Source organism: Mycobacterium sp. NGS56, assembly GCF_059812425.1.
On the sequence record NZ_JCALCQ010000007.1, the window covers coordinates 33678 to 51561 of the forward strand.

12 protein-coding genes and 1 pseudogene are annotated in these 17884 nt (G+C 66.6%); 12 read left to right on the forward strand and 1 reads right to left on the reverse strand.

The window, feature by feature from the left end:
- From AC5Y4F_RS17430 to rplL, 4 genes are all read left to right on the forward strand, one after another.
- Entirely contained in the window at positions 1 to 921 is a 921-nt protein-coding gene (locus tag AC5Y4F_RS17430; protein WP_499997719.1) for an ROK family protein, read from the forward strand.
- Between the two features lie 33 nt (positions 922 to 954).
- Positions 955 to 1395, forward strand: a complete 441-nt coding sequence (locus AC5Y4F_RS17435) for an anthrone oxygenase family protein (RefSeq protein WP_067931439.1) — start codon at positions 955 to 957, stop codon at positions 1393 to 1395.
- A gap of 246 nt (positions 1396 to 1641) precedes the next feature.
- Positions 1642 to 2271 (forward strand): 50S ribosomal protein L10, encoded by a 630-nt coding sequence (gene rplJ, locus AC5Y4F_RS17440; protein ID WP_499997720.1) that lies wholly within the window; start codon positions 1642 to 1644, stop codon positions 2269 to 2271.
- Between the two features lie 45 nt (positions 2272 to 2316).
- A complete protein-coding gene (rplL, locus tag AC5Y4F_RS17445; RefSeq protein WP_007767831.1) occupies positions 2317 to 2712 on the forward strand; it encodes a 50S ribosomal protein L7/L12 in 396 nt (131 codons plus the stop codon).
- 49 nt (positions 2713 to 2761) lie between these two features.
- Here the strand turns inward: rplL and AC5Y4F_RS17450 are convergent, their stop codons facing one another.
- Positions 2762 to 3445, reverse strand: a complete 684-nt coding sequence (locus AC5Y4F_RS17450) for a TetR/AcrR family transcriptional regulator (protein WP_067931467.1) — start codon at positions 3443 to 3445, stop codon at positions 2762 to 2764.
- Positions 3446 to 3516: 71 nt separating this feature from the next.
- Between AC5Y4F_RS17450 and AC5Y4F_RS17455 the strand changes: the two genes are divergently transcribed.
- From AC5Y4F_RS17455 to AC5Y4F_RS17490, 8 genes and pseudogenes are all read left to right on the forward strand, one after another.
- Positions 3517 to 4998, forward strand: coding sequence for a carotenoid oxygenase family protein (locus AC5Y4F_RS17455; RefSeq protein ID WP_499997721.1), 1482 nt, complete (start codon positions 3517 to 3519; stop codon positions 4996 to 4998).
- 171 nt (positions 4999 to 5169) lie between these two features.
- Positions 5170 to 6180 (forward strand): ABC transporter ATP-binding protein, encoded by a 1011-nt coding sequence (locus AC5Y4F_RS17460; RefSeq protein WP_067931446.1) that lies wholly within the window; start codon positions 5170 to 5172, stop codon positions 6178 to 6180.
- A 400-nt stretch (positions 6181 to 6580) separates the two neighbouring features.
- Positions 6581 to 10087 (forward strand): DNA-directed RNA polymerase subunit beta, encoded by a 3507-nt coding sequence (rpoB, locus tag AC5Y4F_RS17465; protein WP_499997722.1) that lies wholly within the window; start codon positions 6581 to 6583, stop codon positions 10085 to 10087.
- Between the two features lie 59 nt (positions 10088 to 10146).
- Positions 10147 to 14097 (forward strand): DNA-directed RNA polymerase subunit beta', encoded by a 3951-nt coding sequence (locus AC5Y4F_RS17470; RefSeq protein ID WP_067931450.1) that lies wholly within the window; start codon positions 10147 to 10149, stop codon positions 14095 to 14097.
- Between the two features lie 147 nt (positions 14098 to 14244).
- Entirely contained in the window at positions 14245 to 15000 is a 756-nt protein-coding gene (locus AC5Y4F_RS17475) for a deoxyribonuclease IV (protein WP_067931452.1), read from the forward strand.
- 42 nt (positions 15001 to 15042) lie between these two features.
- A pseudogene (locus AC5Y4F_RS17480) lies at positions 15043 to 15272 on the forward strand (hypothetical protein); the annotation flags it as partial.
- A 48-nt stretch (positions 15273 to 15320) separates the two neighbouring features.
- Positions 15321 to 16949 (forward strand): acyl-CoA dehydrogenase family protein, encoded by a 1629-nt coding sequence (locus AC5Y4F_RS17485; protein ID WP_499997723.1) that lies wholly within the window; start codon positions 15321 to 15323, stop codon positions 16947 to 16949.
- On the forward strand, positions 16946 to 17884 hold the full coding sequence (locus tag AC5Y4F_RS17490) for a crotonase/enoyl-CoA hydratase family protein (protein WP_067931459.1): 939 nt from the start codon (positions 16946 to 16948) through the stop codon (positions 17882 to 17884). Before AC5Y4F_RS17485 ends, AC5Y4F_RS17490 begins: the two co-directional genes overlap by 4 nt.

Here is a 17884-nt window from a genome sequence, read left to right on the forward strand (position 1 = left end):
ATGCTGCGCCTCTGCCTGGATATCGGCGGCACCAAAATCGCTGTTGCGCTGGTGGATTCCGGTGGAAAGCTGGTGTATACCGCCACCCGCCCTACTCCGATCACTTCCGCCGCCGTCGACGTTTGGGCCGTCGTCGAAGCGATGATCACCGACGCGCTGCAGGCCGCGGACGCTCCGGTCGGCGCCGTCGGGATCGCGTCGGCCGGGCCGATCGATCTGCGCAGCGGAGCCGTCAGTCCGATCAACATACCCAGCTGGGATCGTTTCCCGTTGCGCGACAAGGTCGCCGCGGCGGTGCCCGGATTGCCGGTGGTGCTCGCCGGTGACGGCGTCTGTATGGCCGTGGGCGAGCACTGGATCGGGGCGGGAAAAAACGCGGGCCCTCACACCCGGTTCCTGCTGGGCATGGTGGTCTCCACCGGGGTGGGCGGCGGACTGGTGCTCGACGGCGTCCCCTACTCGGGGCGCACCGGCAACGCCGGTCATGTCGGGCACGTGGTGGTCGAGCTGGACGGCCGGCCCTGCACCTGCGGCGGTCACGGTTGCGTGGAGACCGTCGCGTCCGGGCCCTGGCTGGTGCGAAGGGCCCGCGAGAACGGCTGGTCCGCGCCGCCCGGCGCCGGCGCCCGCGAGCTGGCCACCTCGGCGGCGGCCGGCGACCCGCTGGCCCAGCAGACATTCGACCGGGGCGCCAACGCGCTCGCCGCGATGATCGCCTCGGTCGGCGCGGTGTGCGATCTGGATCTCGTGGTGATCGGGGGAGGCGTCGCCCAAGCCGGGTCGCTGCTCTTCGACCCGCTGCGGGCGAAGCTCACCGAATACGCCGGCCTGGATTTCTTAGCCGGGTTGCGGGTGGTGCCGGGCGCACTCGGCGCTGACGCGGGTCTGATCGGCGCGGCGAGGCTCGCCGGCCTCAGCTGACCCGCTGCGGTGCGTCATGCCAAGGTCGTTGCCATGAACAACAGCATCGACGCGCTCGCGGTCGTGATCACCGGGCTGATGGTCGGCGTGGAGCTGGCGGTCGCGGTCTTCTTCAACCCGCTCATCGCCCGGCTGCCCGACGACGGGTTCCGCGCGGCCCGCGCCGGTGCCGCCCGAGCACTGGGCACGACGATGCCGTTCTGGTATGCCGTCGTCCTGCTGCTGGTGGCCTCCCTCGCCATCCAGGAGCGCGGCGAGCAGCGCGACTGGCTGTGCGGGATCGCCGCCGCCTTGATGGTCGCGGTGATACTGCTGACGGTGACCCTGCTGGTGCCGATCAACAATCGCATCGCGAAATGGCCGGGCACCGGTGAGCTCTCGCGCGAACTCGCCGCCCGCTGGGATCGACGGCACCGGGCCCGGGTGATCCTGCTGCTGGCGGTGTTTGCTCTGCTGGCCCTCGCCGTCACCTGAGGCCGCCGTTTTGGCCGACCGCGCCGGTCAGGCTATTCTGTTAGCCGATCCACCGAAGACCGTCGGTCACCGAGCAATCGGTTGAAGGTCCGGGAGCATCCCGGCGGCCCACGCAGGAGGACGAGGCACTCAGCGCCGGCTCGCGCCGGCGTCTTTCACGCCCCGGCCGCTTCTGCGCCGGGGCGTTCGTCGTTCTCGGGGGATCGAGACGACACGTCGCATTGACTTTCACTTCAGGAGGTAGGCATGGCCAGGGCTGACAAGGCCACCGCCGTTGCAGACATCGCCGAGCAGTTCAAGGAATCGACCGCCACCCTTATCACGGAGTACCGCGGTCTGACCGTGGCCAACCTGGCCGAACTGCGGCGCTCGCTGGGCGGCGCGGCCACCTACTCGGTGGCCAAGAACACGCTGGTCAAGCGCGCTGCCTCGGAGGCCGGGGTCGAGGGGCTCGATGAGTTGTTCGTAGGCCCGACGGCCATCGCATTCGTCACCGGGGAAGCGGTCGACGCCGCCAAGGCCATCAAGACCTTCGCCAAGGAACACAAGGCGCTGGTCATCAAAGGCGGTTACATGGACGGCCGTGCTTTGACGGTCGCCGAAGTCGAGCGCATCGCCGACCTCGAGTCGCGCGAGGTGCTGCTGGCCAAGCTGGCGGGGGCGATGAAGGGCAACCTCGCCAAGGCAGCCGGGCTGTTCAACGCTCCGGCGTCGCAGTTCGCCCGGCTCGCGGCCGCCCTGCAAGAGAAGAAGGCCGCAGAAGCTCCGGCGGCTCCCGCCGCCGCCGCAGAGCCCGCGGCCGCTGCGGAGGCCACCTCAGAACCCGCTTCGGAAACGCCCGCCGCGGCGCCGGAAACCCCGGCCGAAGCCGAATAACAACCAAGCCCGGAACCTAGGAAAAACAAGGAAGGACCCGTACCCATGGCAAAGATGTCTACCGACGACCTGCTCGACGCTTTCAAGGAGATGACCCTGCTGGAGCTCTCCGACTTCGTGAAGAAGTTCGAGGAGACCTTCGAGGTCACCGCGGCCGCCCCGGTCGCCGTTGCCGCCGCCGGTGGTGGCGCCGCCGGTGGCGCACCCGCCGAGGCCGCCGAGGAGCAGTCGGAGTTCGACGTGATCCTCGAGGCCGCCGGTGACAAGAAGATCGGTGTCATCAAGGTGGTCCGCGAGATCGTCTCCGGCCTGGGCCTCAAGGAGGCCAAGGACCTGGTCGACGGCGCTCCCAAGCCGCTGCTGGAGAAGGTGGCCAAGGAGGCCGCCGACGAGGCCAAGACCAAGCTCGAGGCCGCCGGCGCCACCGTCACCGTCAAGTAGGTCACTGCGCGCAAACCCCCGGGATCGCCGTCTCGGGGGTTTCGCGCATTCAGCGCCTGGCCGACCGCACGGACGCGTTCACCCGATCCGCTGAATCACCGAGCGCCACGAGCAGATTCGAATACATCGCAGTGAGTACCGGCGCGACGGCGGCGCCGTCGGTGCCGTAATAGCCGGCCAGTTCCAGCATGACGAACCCGTGGATCAACGCCCAGAACTGGGCCGCGGTGGCCACGACGGACGCATCGTCGACGCCGTCCTTCACGGATCCCGCCGGTTTGATCCGGCCGGCCAGCATGCATCGGTGCACCCCGCGCACCACATGCGCGAAGCTGGGGTAGCGCCGCTCGATCTCTGCGACCGTCAGCGTCAGGACGTTGTGCGCGGGCGCGTTGATGCCGTGCGCACTGGTGCTGCCGAACATCAGCCGATACATGTGCGGGCGCCGGATGGCGTAGCGGCGGTACGCCGCGCCGATGACGAAAAGGTCGGTGACGGGATCGGCGGTCTGCGGCAGCGTCAGTGCGGCGTCGAACTGCCGAAGACCCTCCTCGGCCACCTCGGCGATCAGCCCCCGCATCCCGCCGAAGTGGGTGTACACGGCCATCGTGGAGGTGCCCGCAGCGCCGGCCACCTTGCGCGTCTGCAGGGCGTCGGGCCCGTGCTCGTCGAGCAGGCCGACCGCCGCGTGCAGCATCTCGTCGTGGACGCTGCGCTGAACGTCTGAAGTCATCGTTGCCATCTTCCCATCGGGAGCGTAGCGTGCCAATAACGCCGAAATAACAATGTTATAGGAGTTCAGAGATGACGACCGCGACAAGCGCCAAGCTTGGCAACCCGTACCTCGAGGACTTCATGGCGCCGGTTCGCGCGGAAGTCACCGCGCACGATCTGCGCGTCACCGGGCGCATCCCCGAACACCTCGACGGCCGCTACCTGCGCAACGGGCCCAACCCGGCCGCCGAGGTGGACCCGGCCGTGTACCACTGGTTCAGCGGTGACGGCATGGTGCACGGGGTAGCGCTGCGCGACGGGCAGGCGCGCTGGTATCGCAATCGCTGGGTGCGCAGCCCGAGGGTGTGCCGCACGCTCGGCGAGCCGGCGCCCGGCCGGCTCGACCCGCGCGCCGGAATGCTGAACCTGGGGGCCAACACCAACGCGTTGAGGCACGCCGGACGGACCCTGGCGTTAATCGAGGGCGGGGTCGCCAACTACGAGCTCACCGAGGAGCTGGACACAATCGGCACGTGCGACTTCGACGGCACGCTGGCGGGCGGCTACACCGCCCACCCGCACCGCGACCCGCGCTCCGGCGAACTGCACGCGGTTTCTTACTCGTTCGCCCGTGGACGAACCGTGCAGTATTCGGTGATCGATGTCACCGGCCGCGCCCGCCGCACGGTCGACATCGAGGTCGGCGGTTCGCCGATGATGCATGACTTCTCGCTGACCGACAAGTACGTCGTGATCTACGACCTGCCGGTGACCTTCGATCCGGCGCAGGTGCTGCCCCGCAACGTGCCGCCCTGGCTGGCGTTGCCGGCCCGTCTGGTGCTGCAGTCGCTGATCGGACGGGTGCGGGTGCCGAGCCCGATCAACGCCAGGATGAACCGCGACGCCCGGCACTCCGACCGGATGCCCTATGCCTGGAACCCGAACTACCCGGCGCGCATCGGGGTGATGCCACGCGAGGGCGAAAACACGGACGTGCGCTGGTTCGACATCGAGCCCTGTTACGTCTATCACCCGCTCAACGCCTACTCCGAGATGCGCGGTGACGCAGAGGTTTTGGTGCTCGACGTGGTGCGTTATGCGCGCATGTTCGACCGCGACCTGCGCGGCCCGGGAGAGAGCACCCCGATGCTGGACCGCTGGACCATCAACCTGACCACCGGTGCGGTCGGCACCGAACGGCGTGACGATCAGCCGCAGGAGTTCCCGCGGATCAACGAGGAGTTGCTGGGTGGACCGCACCGGTTCGGCTACACCGTCGGCGCGCAATTCGCCGGCGGGGGAGCAGGGCTGTTCAAACACGACTATGCGACGGGCTCGCGCGAGGTCGCGGCCCTCGATGCCGGCCTTTTACTCGGCGAGATGTCCTTTGTGCCCAACCCGTCGGCCCGCGCCGAGGACGACGGCATCCTGATGGGCTTCGGCTATCACCGCGACAGCGACGAAGGCAAATTGGTTTTGCTAGACGCGCAGACGCTCGAGCAGGTGGCCACCGTCCATCTGCCCCAGCGGGTGCCCATGGGGTTCCACGGCAACTGGGCGCCCGCTGGCTAACACGTGCGTCAAATAAGTCATGCGGTGCGGGCTTTGCGGGTGGTCTCAAGACGGCCAATTTTGCCCGCTGTCGTCCGCATCCCTGATGCCGTGTGGCAACCGTGCGCTACAGTGACTCATGCCACATAAAAGGGCAGGTGGCGGGCACGACTGTCGACGGAAGGATTTCCCATGGGCGTCGCTATCGAGGTGAACGGACTGACGAAGTCCTTCGGCTCCTCGAGAATCTGGGAAGACGTGACGCTGGAAATCCCCGCCGGGGAGGTCAGCGTTCTACTGGGACCATCAGGTACCGGCAAATCGGTTTTCCTGAAGTCCCTGATCGGTTTGTTGCGGCCCGAGCGCGGCTCGGTCGTCATCGACGGCACCGACATTCTGCAGTGCACGGCTAAGGAGCTCTACGAGATCCGCACGCTGTTCGGCGTGATGTTCCAGGATGGCGCCCTGTTCGGATCGATGAATTTGTTCGACAACGCGGCGTTCCCGCTGCGCGAGCACACCAAGAAGAAGGAAAGCGAGATCCGTGACATCGTCATGGAGAAGCTGACCCTGGTCGGTCTCGGTGGCGACGAGAAGAAGTTTCCGGGAGAGATCTCCGGCGGTATGCGCAAGCGCGCCAGCCTGGCCCGCGCCCTGGTGATGGACCCACAGATCATCCTCTGCGACGAGCCCGACTCCGGTCTGGACCCGGTCCGCACCGCCTACCTGAGCCAGCTGATCCTCGACATCAACGCCCAGATCGACGCCACGGTGCTGATCGTCACGCACAACATCAACATCGCCCGCACCGTGCCGGACAACATGGGCATGCTGTTCCGCCGCAAGCTGGTCATGTTCGGCCCGCGCGAGGTGCTGCTGACCAGCGACGAGCCCGTCGTGCGGCAGTTCCTCAACGGTCGCCGGATCGGACCGATCGGCATGTCCGAGGAAAAGGACGAGGCGACCATGGCCGAAGAGCAGGCCGCACTGGACGCCGGACAGCATGCCGGCGGTGTCGAGGAGATCGAGGGTGTGCCCCCGCAGATCGTCGCGTCGCCGGGCATGCCGGAGCGCAAGGCCGTCGCCCGGCGCCAGGCGCGGGTGCGCGACATCCTGCATACCCTGCCGCAGAAGGCGCAAGCCGCCATCATCGACGACATGGAAGGCACCCACAAGTATCGGGCGCACGAGGTCGGCGACTAGGGCGCGGTGCCGGCGCGTTTCGCGATAACTCCGCGTAACACTCCCGGCCCGCCCTCTTGACGACGGGCCATAAACCGGCCAGTCTGTTGGGCAGCATGTACCTGAATGGCCCAAGGGAAGTCGAGATCGCCAGCCAGCGCCGATGTCCCTGGACTGCTAATGCTGGGAAGTTGAGGAATGCGCCGTCCTGCGCTATTGTTGGACGTTGCGCTGGCTACCTCCTGCCCACCTCACCCGCCACCTGACACCGTGGTCCAAGCCTGAGCCCCTTGAGCGGCTTAGTTCTGGTTGCGCGTGAGATCCGGACAGATCGTCTGCCGGCCGAACCGACACAATTCGCGGCGAGCTGGCCGGTGGTCCCGGTCTTCGTGAGTCGCACGAGGTGCTGGAAGGATGCATCTTGGCAGATTTCCGCCAGAGCAAGACGGATCGCCCACAAAGTTCCTCTAACGGAAGTTCCTCAAACGGCTCCGTGCCTGGAGCCCCCAACCGAGTTTCCTTCGCCAAGCTCCGCGAACCGCTCGAGGTTCCGGGTCTGCTTGACGTGCAGATCGACTCCTTCGAGTGGTTGATCGGCGCGCCGCGGTGGCGTGAGGCCGCCGCCGCGCGCGGGGATGTGACTCCGGTGGGTGGCCTGGAAGAGGTGCTCTACGAGCTTTCGCCGATCGAGGATTTCTCCGGCTCGATGTCGCTGTCGTTCTCTGACCCGCGTTTCGACGAGGTCAAGGCGCCGGTCGACGAGTGCAAAGACAAGGACATGACGTACGCGGCCCCGCTGTTCGTCACGGCCGAGTTCATCAACAACAACACCGGCGAGATCAAGAGCCAGACGGTGTTCATGGGTGACTTCCCGATGATGACCGAGAAGGGCACCTTCATCATCAACGGCACCGAGCGTGTCGTGGTCAGCCAGCTGGTCCGCTCGCCCGGTGTGTATTTCGACGAGACCATCGACAAGTCGACCGAGAAGCTGTTGCACAGCGTCAAGGTGATCCCGAGCCGGGGCGCCTGGCTGGAGTTCGACGTCGACAAGCGCGACACCGTCGGCGTCCGCATCGACCGCAAGCGCCGCCAGCCCGTCACGGTGCTGCTCAAGGCGCTGGGCTGGACCGGCGAGCAGATCACGGAGCGGTTCGGTTTCTCCGAGATCATGATGTCGACGTTGGAGAAGGACAACACCGCCGGCACCGACGAGGCGCTGCTGGACATCTACCGCAAGCTGCGTCCGGGCGAGCCGCCGACCAAGGAGTCCGCGCAGACCCTGCTGGAGAACCTGTTCTTCAAGGAGAAGCGATACGACCTGGCTCGCGTCGGCCGCTACAAGGTCAACAAGAAGCTCGGCCTGCATGCGGGCGAGCCGATCACGTCGTCGACGCTGACCGAGGAAGACGTCGTCGCCACCATCGAATACCTGGTGCGCCTGCACGAGGGCCAGTCGACGATGACGGTTCCCGGTGGCGTCGAGGTGCCGGTGGAGACCGACGACATCGACCACTTCGGCAACCGCCGCCTGCGCACCGTGGGTGAACTGATCCAGAACCAGATCCGGGTCGGCATGTCCCGGATGGAGCGCGTGGTCCGGGAGCGGATGACCACCCAGGACGTCGAGGCCATCACGCCGCAGACCCTGATCAACATCCGGCCGGTCGTCGCCGCGATCAAGGAGTTCTTCGGCACCAGCCAGCTGTCGCAGTTCATGGACCAGAACAACCCGCTGTCCGGGCTGACCCACAAGCGTCGCCTCTCGGCGCTGGGCCCCGGAGGTCTGTCCCGTGAGCGTGCCGGCCTGGAGGTCCGTGACGTCCACCCCAGCCACTACGGCCGGATGTGCCCGATCGAGACCCCGGAGGGTCCCAACATCGGTCTGATCGGCTCGCTGGCGACTTACGCGCGGGTCAACCCGTTCGGGTTCATCGAGACGCCGTACCGCAAGGTTGTCGACGGTGTGATCAGCGACGAGATCCACTACCTGACCGCCGACGAGGAGGACCGCCACGTCGTGGCGCAGGCCAACTCGCCGATCGACGCCAGGGGACGGTTCGAAGAGTCCCGCGTTCTGGTCCGCCGGAAGGCGGGCGAGGTCGAGTACGTGCCCTCGTCCGAGGTGGACTACATGGACGTGTCGCCGCGCCAGATGGTGTCGGTGGCCACGGCCATGATCCCGTTCCTCGAGCACGACGACGCCAACCGTGCCCTGATGGGCGCCAACATGCAGCGCCAGGCGGTTCCGCTGGTGCGCAGCGAGGCGCCGCTGGTGGGTACCGGTATGGAGCTGCGCGCGGCGATCGATGCCGGCGACGTGGTCGTGGCCGACAAGGGCGGGGTGATCGAGGAGGTCTCCGCCGACTACATCACCGTTATGGCTGACGACGGCACCCGGCACACCTACCGGATGCGCAAGTTCGAGCGGTCCAACCACGGAACCTGTGCCAACCAGTCGCCGATCGTCGACGCCGGCGAGCGGGTGGAGGCCGGCCAGGTCATCGCCGACGGTCCCTGCACCGAGAACGGTGAGATGGCGCTGGGCAAGAACCTGCTCGTGGCGATCATGCCGTGGGAAGGTCACAACTACGAGGACGCGATCATCCTCTCCAACCGGCTGGTCGAGGAGGACGTGCTCACCTCCATCCACATCGAGGAGCACGAAATCGACGCCCGCGACACCAAGTTGGGCGCCGAGGAGATCACCCGGGACATCCCGAACGTCTCCGACGAGGTGCTGGCCGACCTGGACGAGCGCGGCATCGTGCGCATCGGTGCCGAGGTTCGCGACGGCGACATCCTGGTCGGCAAGGTCACCCCGAAGGGTGAGACCGAGCTGACGCCGGAGGAGCGGCTGCTGCGCGCGATCTTCGGTGAGAAGGCCCGCGAGGTTCGCGACACCTCATTGAAGGTGCCGCACGGCGAGTCCGGCAAGGTCATCGGCATCCGGGTGTTCTCCCGCGAGGACGACGACGAGCTGCCGGCCGGGGTCAACGAGTTGGTGCGCGTCTACGTGGCCCAGAAGCGCAAGATCTCCGACGGCGACAAGCTCGCCGGACGCCACGGCAACAAGGGCGTCATCGGCAAGATCCTGCCGGCCGAGGACATGCCGTTCCTGCCGGACGGCACCCCGGTGGACATCATCCTGAACACCCACGGTGTGCCGCGACGGATGAACATCGGCCAGATCCTGGAAACGCACCTGGGTTGGGTGGCCAAGTCCGGCTGGAACATCGACGGTTCACCCGACTGGGCGGCCAGCCTGCCCGAGGAGCTGCGGCACGCGCAGCCGAACCAGATCGTGTCGACTCCGGTGTTCGATGGCGCCAAGGAGGAGGAGCTGGCCGGCATGTTGTCGTGCACGCTGCCAAACCGTGACGGCGAGGTCATGGTCGACGGCGACGGCAAGGCGGTGCTGTTCGACGGCCGCAGCGGTGAGCCGTTCCCGTACCCGGTGACCGTTGGCTACATGTACATCATGAAGCTGCACCACCTGGTGGACGACAAGATCCACGCCCGTTCCACCGGCCCGTACTCGATGATCACGCAGCAGCCGCTGGGTGGTAAGGCGCAGTTCGGTGGCCAGCGCTTCGGTGAAATGGAGTGCTGGGCCATGCAGGCCTACGGTGCCGCGTACACGCTGCAGGAGCTGCTGACCATCAAGTCCGACGACACCGTCGGTCGGGTCAAGGTGTACGAAGCGATCGTCAAGGGCGAGAACATCCCGGAGCCGGGCATCCCCGAGTCCTTCAAGGTGTTGCTCAAGGAGCTGCAGTCGCTCTGCCTCAACGTCGAGGTGCTGTCCAGCGATGGTGCGGCCATCGAGCTGCGCGAAGGCGAGGACGAGGACCTCGAGCGGGCGGCGGCGAATCTGGGGATCAACTTGTCCCGCAACGAATCCGCGTCCGTCGAGGACCTGGCCTAGCTTGACTCCACGCAAAGCGTTTTTTCAGTTACTAAACCCGCAAGGGGAAAGGGAGTTACGTGCTCGACGTCAACTTCTTCGATGAACTCCGTATCGGCCTGGCCACCGCGGAGGACATCAGGCAATGGTCTTACGGCGAGGTCAAGAAGCCGGAGACGATCAACTACCGCACGCTGAAGCCGGAGAAGGACGGCCTGTTCTGCGAGAAGATCTTCGGACCGACTCGCGACTGGGAGTGCTACTGCGGCAAGTACAAGCGAGTCCGGTTCAAGGGCATCATCTGTGAGCGCTGCGGCGTCGAGGTGACGCGCGCCAAGGTGCGTCGCGAGCGGATGGGCCACATCGAGTTGGCCGCGCCCGTTACGCACATCTGGTACTTCAAGGGCGTGCCGTCGCGCCTGGGGTATCTGCTCGACCTGGCGCCGAAGGATCTCGAGAAGATCATCTACTTCGCTGCCTACGTCATCACCTCGGTCGACGAGGAGATGCGCCACAACGAGCTCTCGACGCTCGAGGCCGAAATGATGGTGGAGCGCAAGGCCATTGAGGACCAGCGCGACGCCGACCTGGAGGCCCGTGCCCAGAAGCTCGAGGCCGACCTGGCCGAACTGGAGGCCGAGGGTGCCAAAGCCGACGCGCGCCGCAAGGTTCGCGACGGCGGCGAGCGTGAGATGCGTCAGCTGCGGGATCGGGCCCAGCGTGAGCTGGACCGGCTCGAGGAGATCTGGACGACCTTCACCAAGCTGGCTCCCAAGCAGCTGATCGTCGACGAGAACCTCTACCGCGAGCTGATCGACCGCTTCGGTGAGTACTTCACCGGCGCCATGGGTGCGGAGTCGATCCAGAAGCTGATCGAGAACTTCGACATCGACGCCGAGGCCGAGATCCTGCGGGACGTCATCCGGAACGGCAAGGGGCAGAAGAAGCTTCGCGCGCTCAAGCGACTCAAGGTGGTCGCTGCCTTCCAACAGTCGGGCAACTCCCCGATGGGGATGGTGCTCGACGCCGTCCCGGTGATTCCGCCGGAACTGCGCCCGATGGTGCAGCTCGACGGTGGCCGGTTCGCCACCAGCGACCTGAACGACCTGTACCGCCGCGTGATCAACCGCAACAACCGCCTCAAGAGGCTGATCGACCTCGGTGCGCCCGAGATCATCGTCAACAACGAGAAGCGGATGTTGCAGGAGTCCGTGGACGCGCTGTTCGACAACGGCCGTCGCGGCCGCCCGGTCACCGGACCGGGTAACCGTCCGCTGAAGTCGCTCTCCGATCTGCTCAAGGGTAAGCAGGGCCGGTTCCGCCAGAACCTGCTCGGTAAGCGTGTCGACTACTCGGGCCGCAGCGTCATCGTGGTCGGTCCGCAGCTCAAGCTGCACCAGTGCGGTCTGCCCAAGCTGATGGCGCTGGAGCTGTTCAAGCCGTTCGTGATGAAGCGGCTGGTCGACCTCAACCACGCGCAGAACATCAAGAGCGCCAAGCGCATGGTGGAGCGTCAGCGTCCCCAGGTGTGGGATGTCCTCGAAGAGGTCATCGCCGAGCACCCGGTGCTGCTGAACCGCGCACCGACGCTGCACCGGCTGGGTATCCAGGCCTTCGAGCCAATGCTGGTGGAAGGCAAGGCAATCCAGCTGCACCCGCTGGTGTGTGAGGCGTTCAACGCCGACTTCGACGGCGACCAGATGGCGGTGCACTTACCGCTGAGCGCCGAGGCGCAGGCCGAGGCCCGCATTTTGATGCTGTCGAGTAACAACATCCTGTCGCCCGCGTCCGGCCGTCCGCTGGCCATGCCGCGTCTGGACATGGTGACCGGTCTGTACTACCTGACCACCGAGGTGGACGGGGACAAGGGCGAATTCAAGGCGGCCGCCAAGGACGAGCCCGAGGTCGGGGTTTACTCCTCGCCGGCCGAGGCGATCATGGCGTCCGACCGTGGCGTGCTATCGGTGCGGGCCAAGATCAAGGTGCGGCTGACCCAGTTGCGTCCGCCCGCCGAGATCGAGGCCGAGCTTTTCGGCGCCAACGGCTGGCAGCCGGGCGACGCCTGGATGGCTGAGACCACCTTGGGCCGTGTGCTTTTCAACGAGTTGCTGCCGGTCGGCTATCCGTTCGTGAACAAGCAGATGCACAAGAAGGTCCAGGCTTCGATCATCAACGATCTGGCCGAGCGCTACCCGATGATCGTCGTCGCGCAGACCGTGGACAAGCTCAAGGACGCCGGTTTCTACTGGGCAACCCGCAGTGGTGTCACGGTCTCGATGGCCGACGTGCTCGTCCCGCCGCGCAAGAAGGAGATCCTCGACCAGTACGAGGAGCGGGCCGAGAAGGTCGAAAAGCAGTTCCAGCGTGGTGCTTTGAACCACGACGAGCGCAACGAGGCGTTGGTGGAGATCTGGAAGGAAGCCACCGACGAGGTCGGTCAGGCGCTGCGTGAGCACTACCCGGCCGACAACCCGATCATCACGATCGTGGACTCGGGTGCCACGGGTAACTTCACCCAGACGCGAACGCTCGCCGGCATGAAGGGTCTGGTGACCAACCCGAAGGGTGAGTTCATCCCGCGTCCGGTCAAGTCGTCGTTCCGTGAGGGCCTGACCGTGCTGGAGTACTTCATCAACACCCACGGCGCCCGAAAGGGCCTGGCGGACACCGCGTTGCGTACCGCCGACTCGGGTTACCTGACCCGTCGTCTGGTGGACGTCAGCCAGGACGTCATCGTGCGCGAGCACGACTGCGAGACCGAGCGGGGCATCACCGTCGAGTTGGCCGAGCGTCAGCCGGACGGCACCTTGATCCGCGACCCGTACATCGAAACCTCGGCGTACGCACGGACTCTGGGCGCCGACGCGGTCGACGAGGCCGGCAACGTCGTTGTTCCTCGTGGCGAGGACTTGGGTGACCCCGAGATCGAGGCGCTGCTGGCCGCGGGCATAACGCACATCAAGGTGCGGTCGGTGCTGACGTGCACCACCGGCACCGGCGTGTGTGCGACCTGCTACGGACGGTCCATGGCCACCGGAAAGCTGGTCGACATCGGCGAGGCCGTCGGTATCGTCGCGGCGCAGTCCATCGGTGAGCCCGGTACGCAGCTGACCATGCGTACCTTCCACCAGGGTGGTGTCGGTGAGGACATCACCGGCGGTCTGCCCCGGGTGCAGGAGCTGTTCGAGGCCCGCATCCCGCGCGGTAAGGCGCCGATCGCCGACGTCACCGGCCGGGTGCGTCTCGAGGACGGTGAGCGCTTCTACAAGATCACCATCGTTCCCGACGACGGCAGCGAAGAGGTCGTGTACGACAAGCTCTCCAAGCGGCAGCGGCTGCGTGTGTTCAAGCACGAAGACGGTTCCGAGCGGGTGCTGTCCGACGGCGACCACGTCGAGGTGGGCCAGCAGCTGATGGAAGGCTCGGCCGACCCGCATGAGGTGCTGCGCGTGCAGGGCCCCCGCGAGGTGCAGATCCACTTGGTCCGCGAGGTCCAGGAGGTCTACCGCGCTCAGGGTGTGTCCATTCACGACAAGCACATCGAGGTGATCGTTCGCCAGATGCTGCGCCGCGTCACCATCATCGACTCGGGCTCGACGGAGTTCCTGCCCGGCTCGCTGATCGACCGTGCGGAGTTCGAGGCGGAGAACCGCCGGGTGGTGGCCGAGGGCGGCGAGCCCGCCGCCGGACGTCCGGTCCTGATGGGTATCACGAAGGCGTCGCTGGCCACCGACTCGTGGCTGAGTGCGGCGTCGTTCCAGGAGACCACGCGAGTGCTGACCGATGCGGCCATCAACTGCCGCAGCGACAAGCTCAACGGTCTGAAGGAGAACGTGATCATCGGAAAGCTGATCCCGGCCGGTACCGGTATCAACCGGTACCGCAACATCCAGGTGCAGCCCACCGAGGAGGCCCGGGCGGCCGCGTACACGATCCCGTCCTACGAGGATCAGTACTACAGCCCGGACTTCGGCCAGGCCACCGGTGCCGCGGTGCCGCTGGACGACTACGGCTACAGCGACTACCGCTAGTCAGCGACGAGAAAGCCCCGGGCACTTGCCCGGGGCTTTCTCGTGTGCCCCGCCACCGAGTGTGCGTCCAGCCGCACGTTCGGACTCGAATGTGCGGCCAGCCGCACGTTCGGCCGGCGGTTAGGTAGCCCAACTAGACTGGCCGACGTGCTCATCGGTTCACACGTCCGCAACGACGACCCGCTGGCCGCGGCGCAAGCCGACGGCGCCGACGTGGTGCAGTTCTTCCTCGGCAACCCGCAGAGCTGGAAGAAACCCAAACCCCGCGACGATGCCGAGGCGCTCAAAGCGTCGGCCGTGCCGATTTACGTCCATGCGCCGTACCTCATCAACGTCGCCTCGGCGAACAACCGCATCCGGATCCCGTCGCGCAAAATCCTGCAGGACACCTGCGACGCGGCCTCGGAAATCGGCGCGACGGCGGTCATCGTGCATGGCGGCCACGCCGACGACGACGACATGGAAGCCGGCTTCGAGCGCTGGGTCAAAGCGCTGGACTACCTCAAGACAGACGTGCAGGTGTATCTGGAGAACACCGCCGGCGGCGACCACGCGATGGCCCGCTACTTCGACACCATCGGCAAACTGTGGGATCACATCGGCGACAAGGGAATTGGCTTCTGCCTGGACACCTGTCACGCCTGGGCCGCCGGCGAGGCCCTGATCGATGCCGTCGACAGGATCAAGGCCCTGACCGGACGCATCGACCTGGTGCACTGCAACGACTCAAGGGACGCGGCGGGCTCCGGTGCCGACCGGCACGCCAACTTCGGCACCGGCCAGATCGACCCGGCGCTGCTCGTCGCGGTGGTCGAGGCCGCCGGTGCGCCGGTGATCTGCGAAACCGCGGACGAGGGCCGCAAGGACGACATCGCCTTCCTGCGGGAGAACACCAGCGGCTGAGCCACAACCCATGCCCGGTCGGATCGCGACGCTTTTCGGGGCGCTCGTGTTGGTCGCACCGGCATGAGTAACGGCGCGATCATGTCCTCCACGCTGGCCTGCGATACCGACATCTTCGCCGCGATCGGTCCGGTGGCCGGCACGCAGCTGACCGACTGCCGCAAACCGCTGACCGCGGCGTCGTTCTCATCACCATCGACGGCGGCGGCCATGAATGGCCGAGCTTCGCCAGCCAGAGGTTGTGGGACTTCTTCGCGGCTCATCGCCGGTAGTCGTATTACACCTCTTGTGCAACTGTCGTAAAAATGTAACATGAGGGCATGTCGGATACGCATGTCGTCACCAACCAGGTTCCTCCGCTGGAGAACTACAACCCCGCAACGTCCGCGGTGCTCGTCGAGGCACTGATCCGCGAGGGCGGGGAATGGGGCTCAGAGGAGGTGAACGAGGTCGGTGCGATCGCAGGCGGCCACGAGGCCCAGCGGTGGGGTGAACTCGCCAACCGCAACCGGCCCATTTTGCACACGCACGACAAATACGGTCATCGCCTCGACGAGGTCGAATACGACCCGGCCTACCACGAGCTGATGCGCACGGCGATCGCCGGCGGCATCCACGCCGCGCCGTGGGCCGATGACCGGCCGGGCGCACATGTGGTGCGGGCCGCCAAGATGTCGGTTTGGAACGTCGAGCCCGGCCACACCTGCCCGATCTCGATGACTTACGCCGTGGTCCCCGCGCTGCGTTACAACCCGGAGCTCGCGGCGGTCTACGAGCCCCTGCTGACCAGCCGTGAATACGACCCCGAACTCAAACTGGCCACCACTAAGCGGGGCATCACCGCCGGCATGTCGATGACCGAGAAGCAGGGCGGTTCCGACGTGCGCGCCGGGACCACGCAGGCGACCCCGAACGGTGACGGCAGCTACAGCCTGACCGGGCACAAGTGGTTCACCTCGGCGCCGATGTGCGACATCTTCCTGGTGCTCGCGCAGGCTCCCGGCGGCCTGTCCTGCTTCATGTTGCCGCGGGTGCTGCCCGACGGCACGCGCAACCGAATGTTTTTGCAGCGGCTCAAAGACAAGCTCGGCAACCACGCCAATGCCTCCAGCGAGGTCGAATACGACGGTGCCATCGCGTGGCTGGTCGGTGAGGAGGGTCGCGGCGTCCCCACCATCATCGAGATGGTCAACCTCACCCGCCTGGACTGCACCCTGGGCAGCGCCACCAGCATGCGCACCGGCCTGACCCGCGCCATCCATCACGCGCAGCACCGAAAGGCGTTCGGCGCGTATCTGATCGACCAACCGTTGATGCGCAACGTGCTCGCCGACCTCGCTGTGGAGGCCGAGGCCGCCACCATCGTCGCGATGCGGATGGCCGGCGCCACCGACAAGGCGTTGCGCGGGGACCACCAGGAGGCGCTGCTGCGCCGCATCGGTTTGGCGGCCAGCAAGTACTGGGTGTGCAAGCGCGCCACCCCGCACGCCGCCGAGGCGCTGGAATGCCTGGGCGGCAACGGTTACGTCGAGGAATCGGGCATGCCGCGACTGTTCCGTGAGGCCCCGCTGATGGGCATCTGGGAGGGCTCGGGCAACGTCAGCGCGCTGGACACGTTGCGCGCCATGGCAACTCGCCCCGAATGCGTCGAGGTGCTGTTCACCGAACTGTCCGAGAGCGCCGCGGCCGACCCGCGACTGGGTGCTCACGTCGACCGCCTGCGGGCAGACCTGGGCGATCTGGACACCATCGCGCACCGGGCCCGCAAGGTCGCCGAGGACATCTGCCTGGCGCTGCAGGGCTCGCTGCTGGTGCGCCACGGCCACCCCGCCGTCGCCGAGGCCTTCCTGACGACCCGTCTCGACCGCCAGTGGGGCGGGGCATACGGCACCATGCCCACCGGCCTGGATCTGGCCCCAATCCTCGAGCGTGCTCTGGTAAAGGGATGACCCACGCGATCAGGCCGGTCGACTTCGACGACCTGAAGACGATGACCTACGAGGTCACCGATAGGGTCGCCCGGATCACCTTCAACCGGCCGGAAAAGGGCAACGCGATCGTCGCGGACACCCCGCTGGAGCTCTCGGCGTTGGTCGAGCGCGCCGATTTGGATCCCAACGTGCACGTGATCCTGGTGGCGGGCCGCGGCGAGGGCTTCTGCGCCGGTTTCGACCTGAGCGCGTACGCCGACCGCACCAGCTCGGCCGGCGGGACCGGCGCCTACGCGGGCACCGTCCTCAGCGGAAAGACCCAGGCGGTCAACCACATACCCGACCAGCCGTGGGACCCCATGATCGACTACCAGATGATGAGCCGGTTCGTGCGTGGCTTCTCCAGCCTGATGCACGCCGACAAGCCGACGGTGGTCAAGATCCACGGTTACTGCGTGGCCGGGGGCACGGACATCGCGCTGCACGCCGACCAGGTGATCGCGGCCGCCGACGCCAAGATCGGCTACCCGCCGACGCGGGTCTGGGGCGTCCCGGCGGCGGGCCTGTGGGCGCACCGCCTCGGCGACCAGCGCGCCAAGCGCCTGCTGTTCACCGGCGACTGCATCACCGGCGCGCAGGCCGCCGAATGGGGCCTGGCGGTCGAGGCGCCGGACGCCAAGGATCTCGACGAGCGCACCGAGCGGCTGGTCGAACGGATCGCCGCGGTACCCGTAAACCAGTTGATCATGGTGAAGCTGGCGCTGAATTCGGCGCTGCTGCAACAGGGCGTGGCCACCAGTCGCATGGTCAGCACCGTGTTCGACGGCGTCGCCCGGCACACCCCGGAGGGCCACGCCTTCGTCGCCGACGCGACCGAGCACGGTTTCCGGGAAGCGGTACGACATCGCGACGAGCCCTTCGGCGACCACGGCCGTCGCGCATCCGGAGTGTAG

Excerpts from the sequence above, each read along its gene's own strand:
- AC5Y4F_RS17455 (WP_499997721.1), top strand. The coding sequence starts at position 3,517 with ATGACGACCGCGACAAGCGCCAAGCTTGGCAACCCGTACCTCGAGGAC.
- AC5Y4F_RS17485 (WP_499997723.1), top strand. The coding sequence starts at position 15,321 with ATGTCGGATACGCATGTCGTCACCAACCAGGTTCCTCCGCTGGAGAAC.
- AC5Y4F_RS17450 (WP_067931467.1), bottom strand. The coding sequence starts at position 3,445 with ATGACTTCAGACGTTCAGCGCAGCGTCCACGACGAGATGCTGCACGCG.
- rplL (WP_007767831.1), top strand. The coding sequence starts at position 2,317 with ATGGCAAAGATGTCTACCGACGACCTGCTCGACGCTTTCAAGGAGATG.
- AC5Y4F_RS17490 (WP_067931459.1), top strand. The coding sequence starts at position 16,946 with ATGACCCACGCGATCAGGCCGGTCGACTTCGACGACCTGAAGACGATG.
- AC5Y4F_RS17430 (WP_499997719.1), top strand. The coding sequence starts at position 1 with ATGCTGCGCCTCTGCCTGGATATCGGCGGCACCAAAATCGCTGTTGCG.
- AC5Y4F_RS17435 (WP_067931439.1), top strand. The coding sequence starts at position 955 with ATGAACAACAGCATCGACGCGCTCGCGGTCGTGATCACCGGGCTGATG.
- AC5Y4F_RS17460 (WP_067931446.1), top strand. The coding sequence starts at position 5,170 with ATGGGCGTCGCTATCGAGGTGAACGGACTGACGAAGTCCTTCGGCTCC.
- rplJ (WP_499997720.1), top strand. The coding sequence starts at position 1,642 with ATGGCCAGGGCTGACAAGGCCACCGCCGTTGCAGACATCGCCGAGCAG.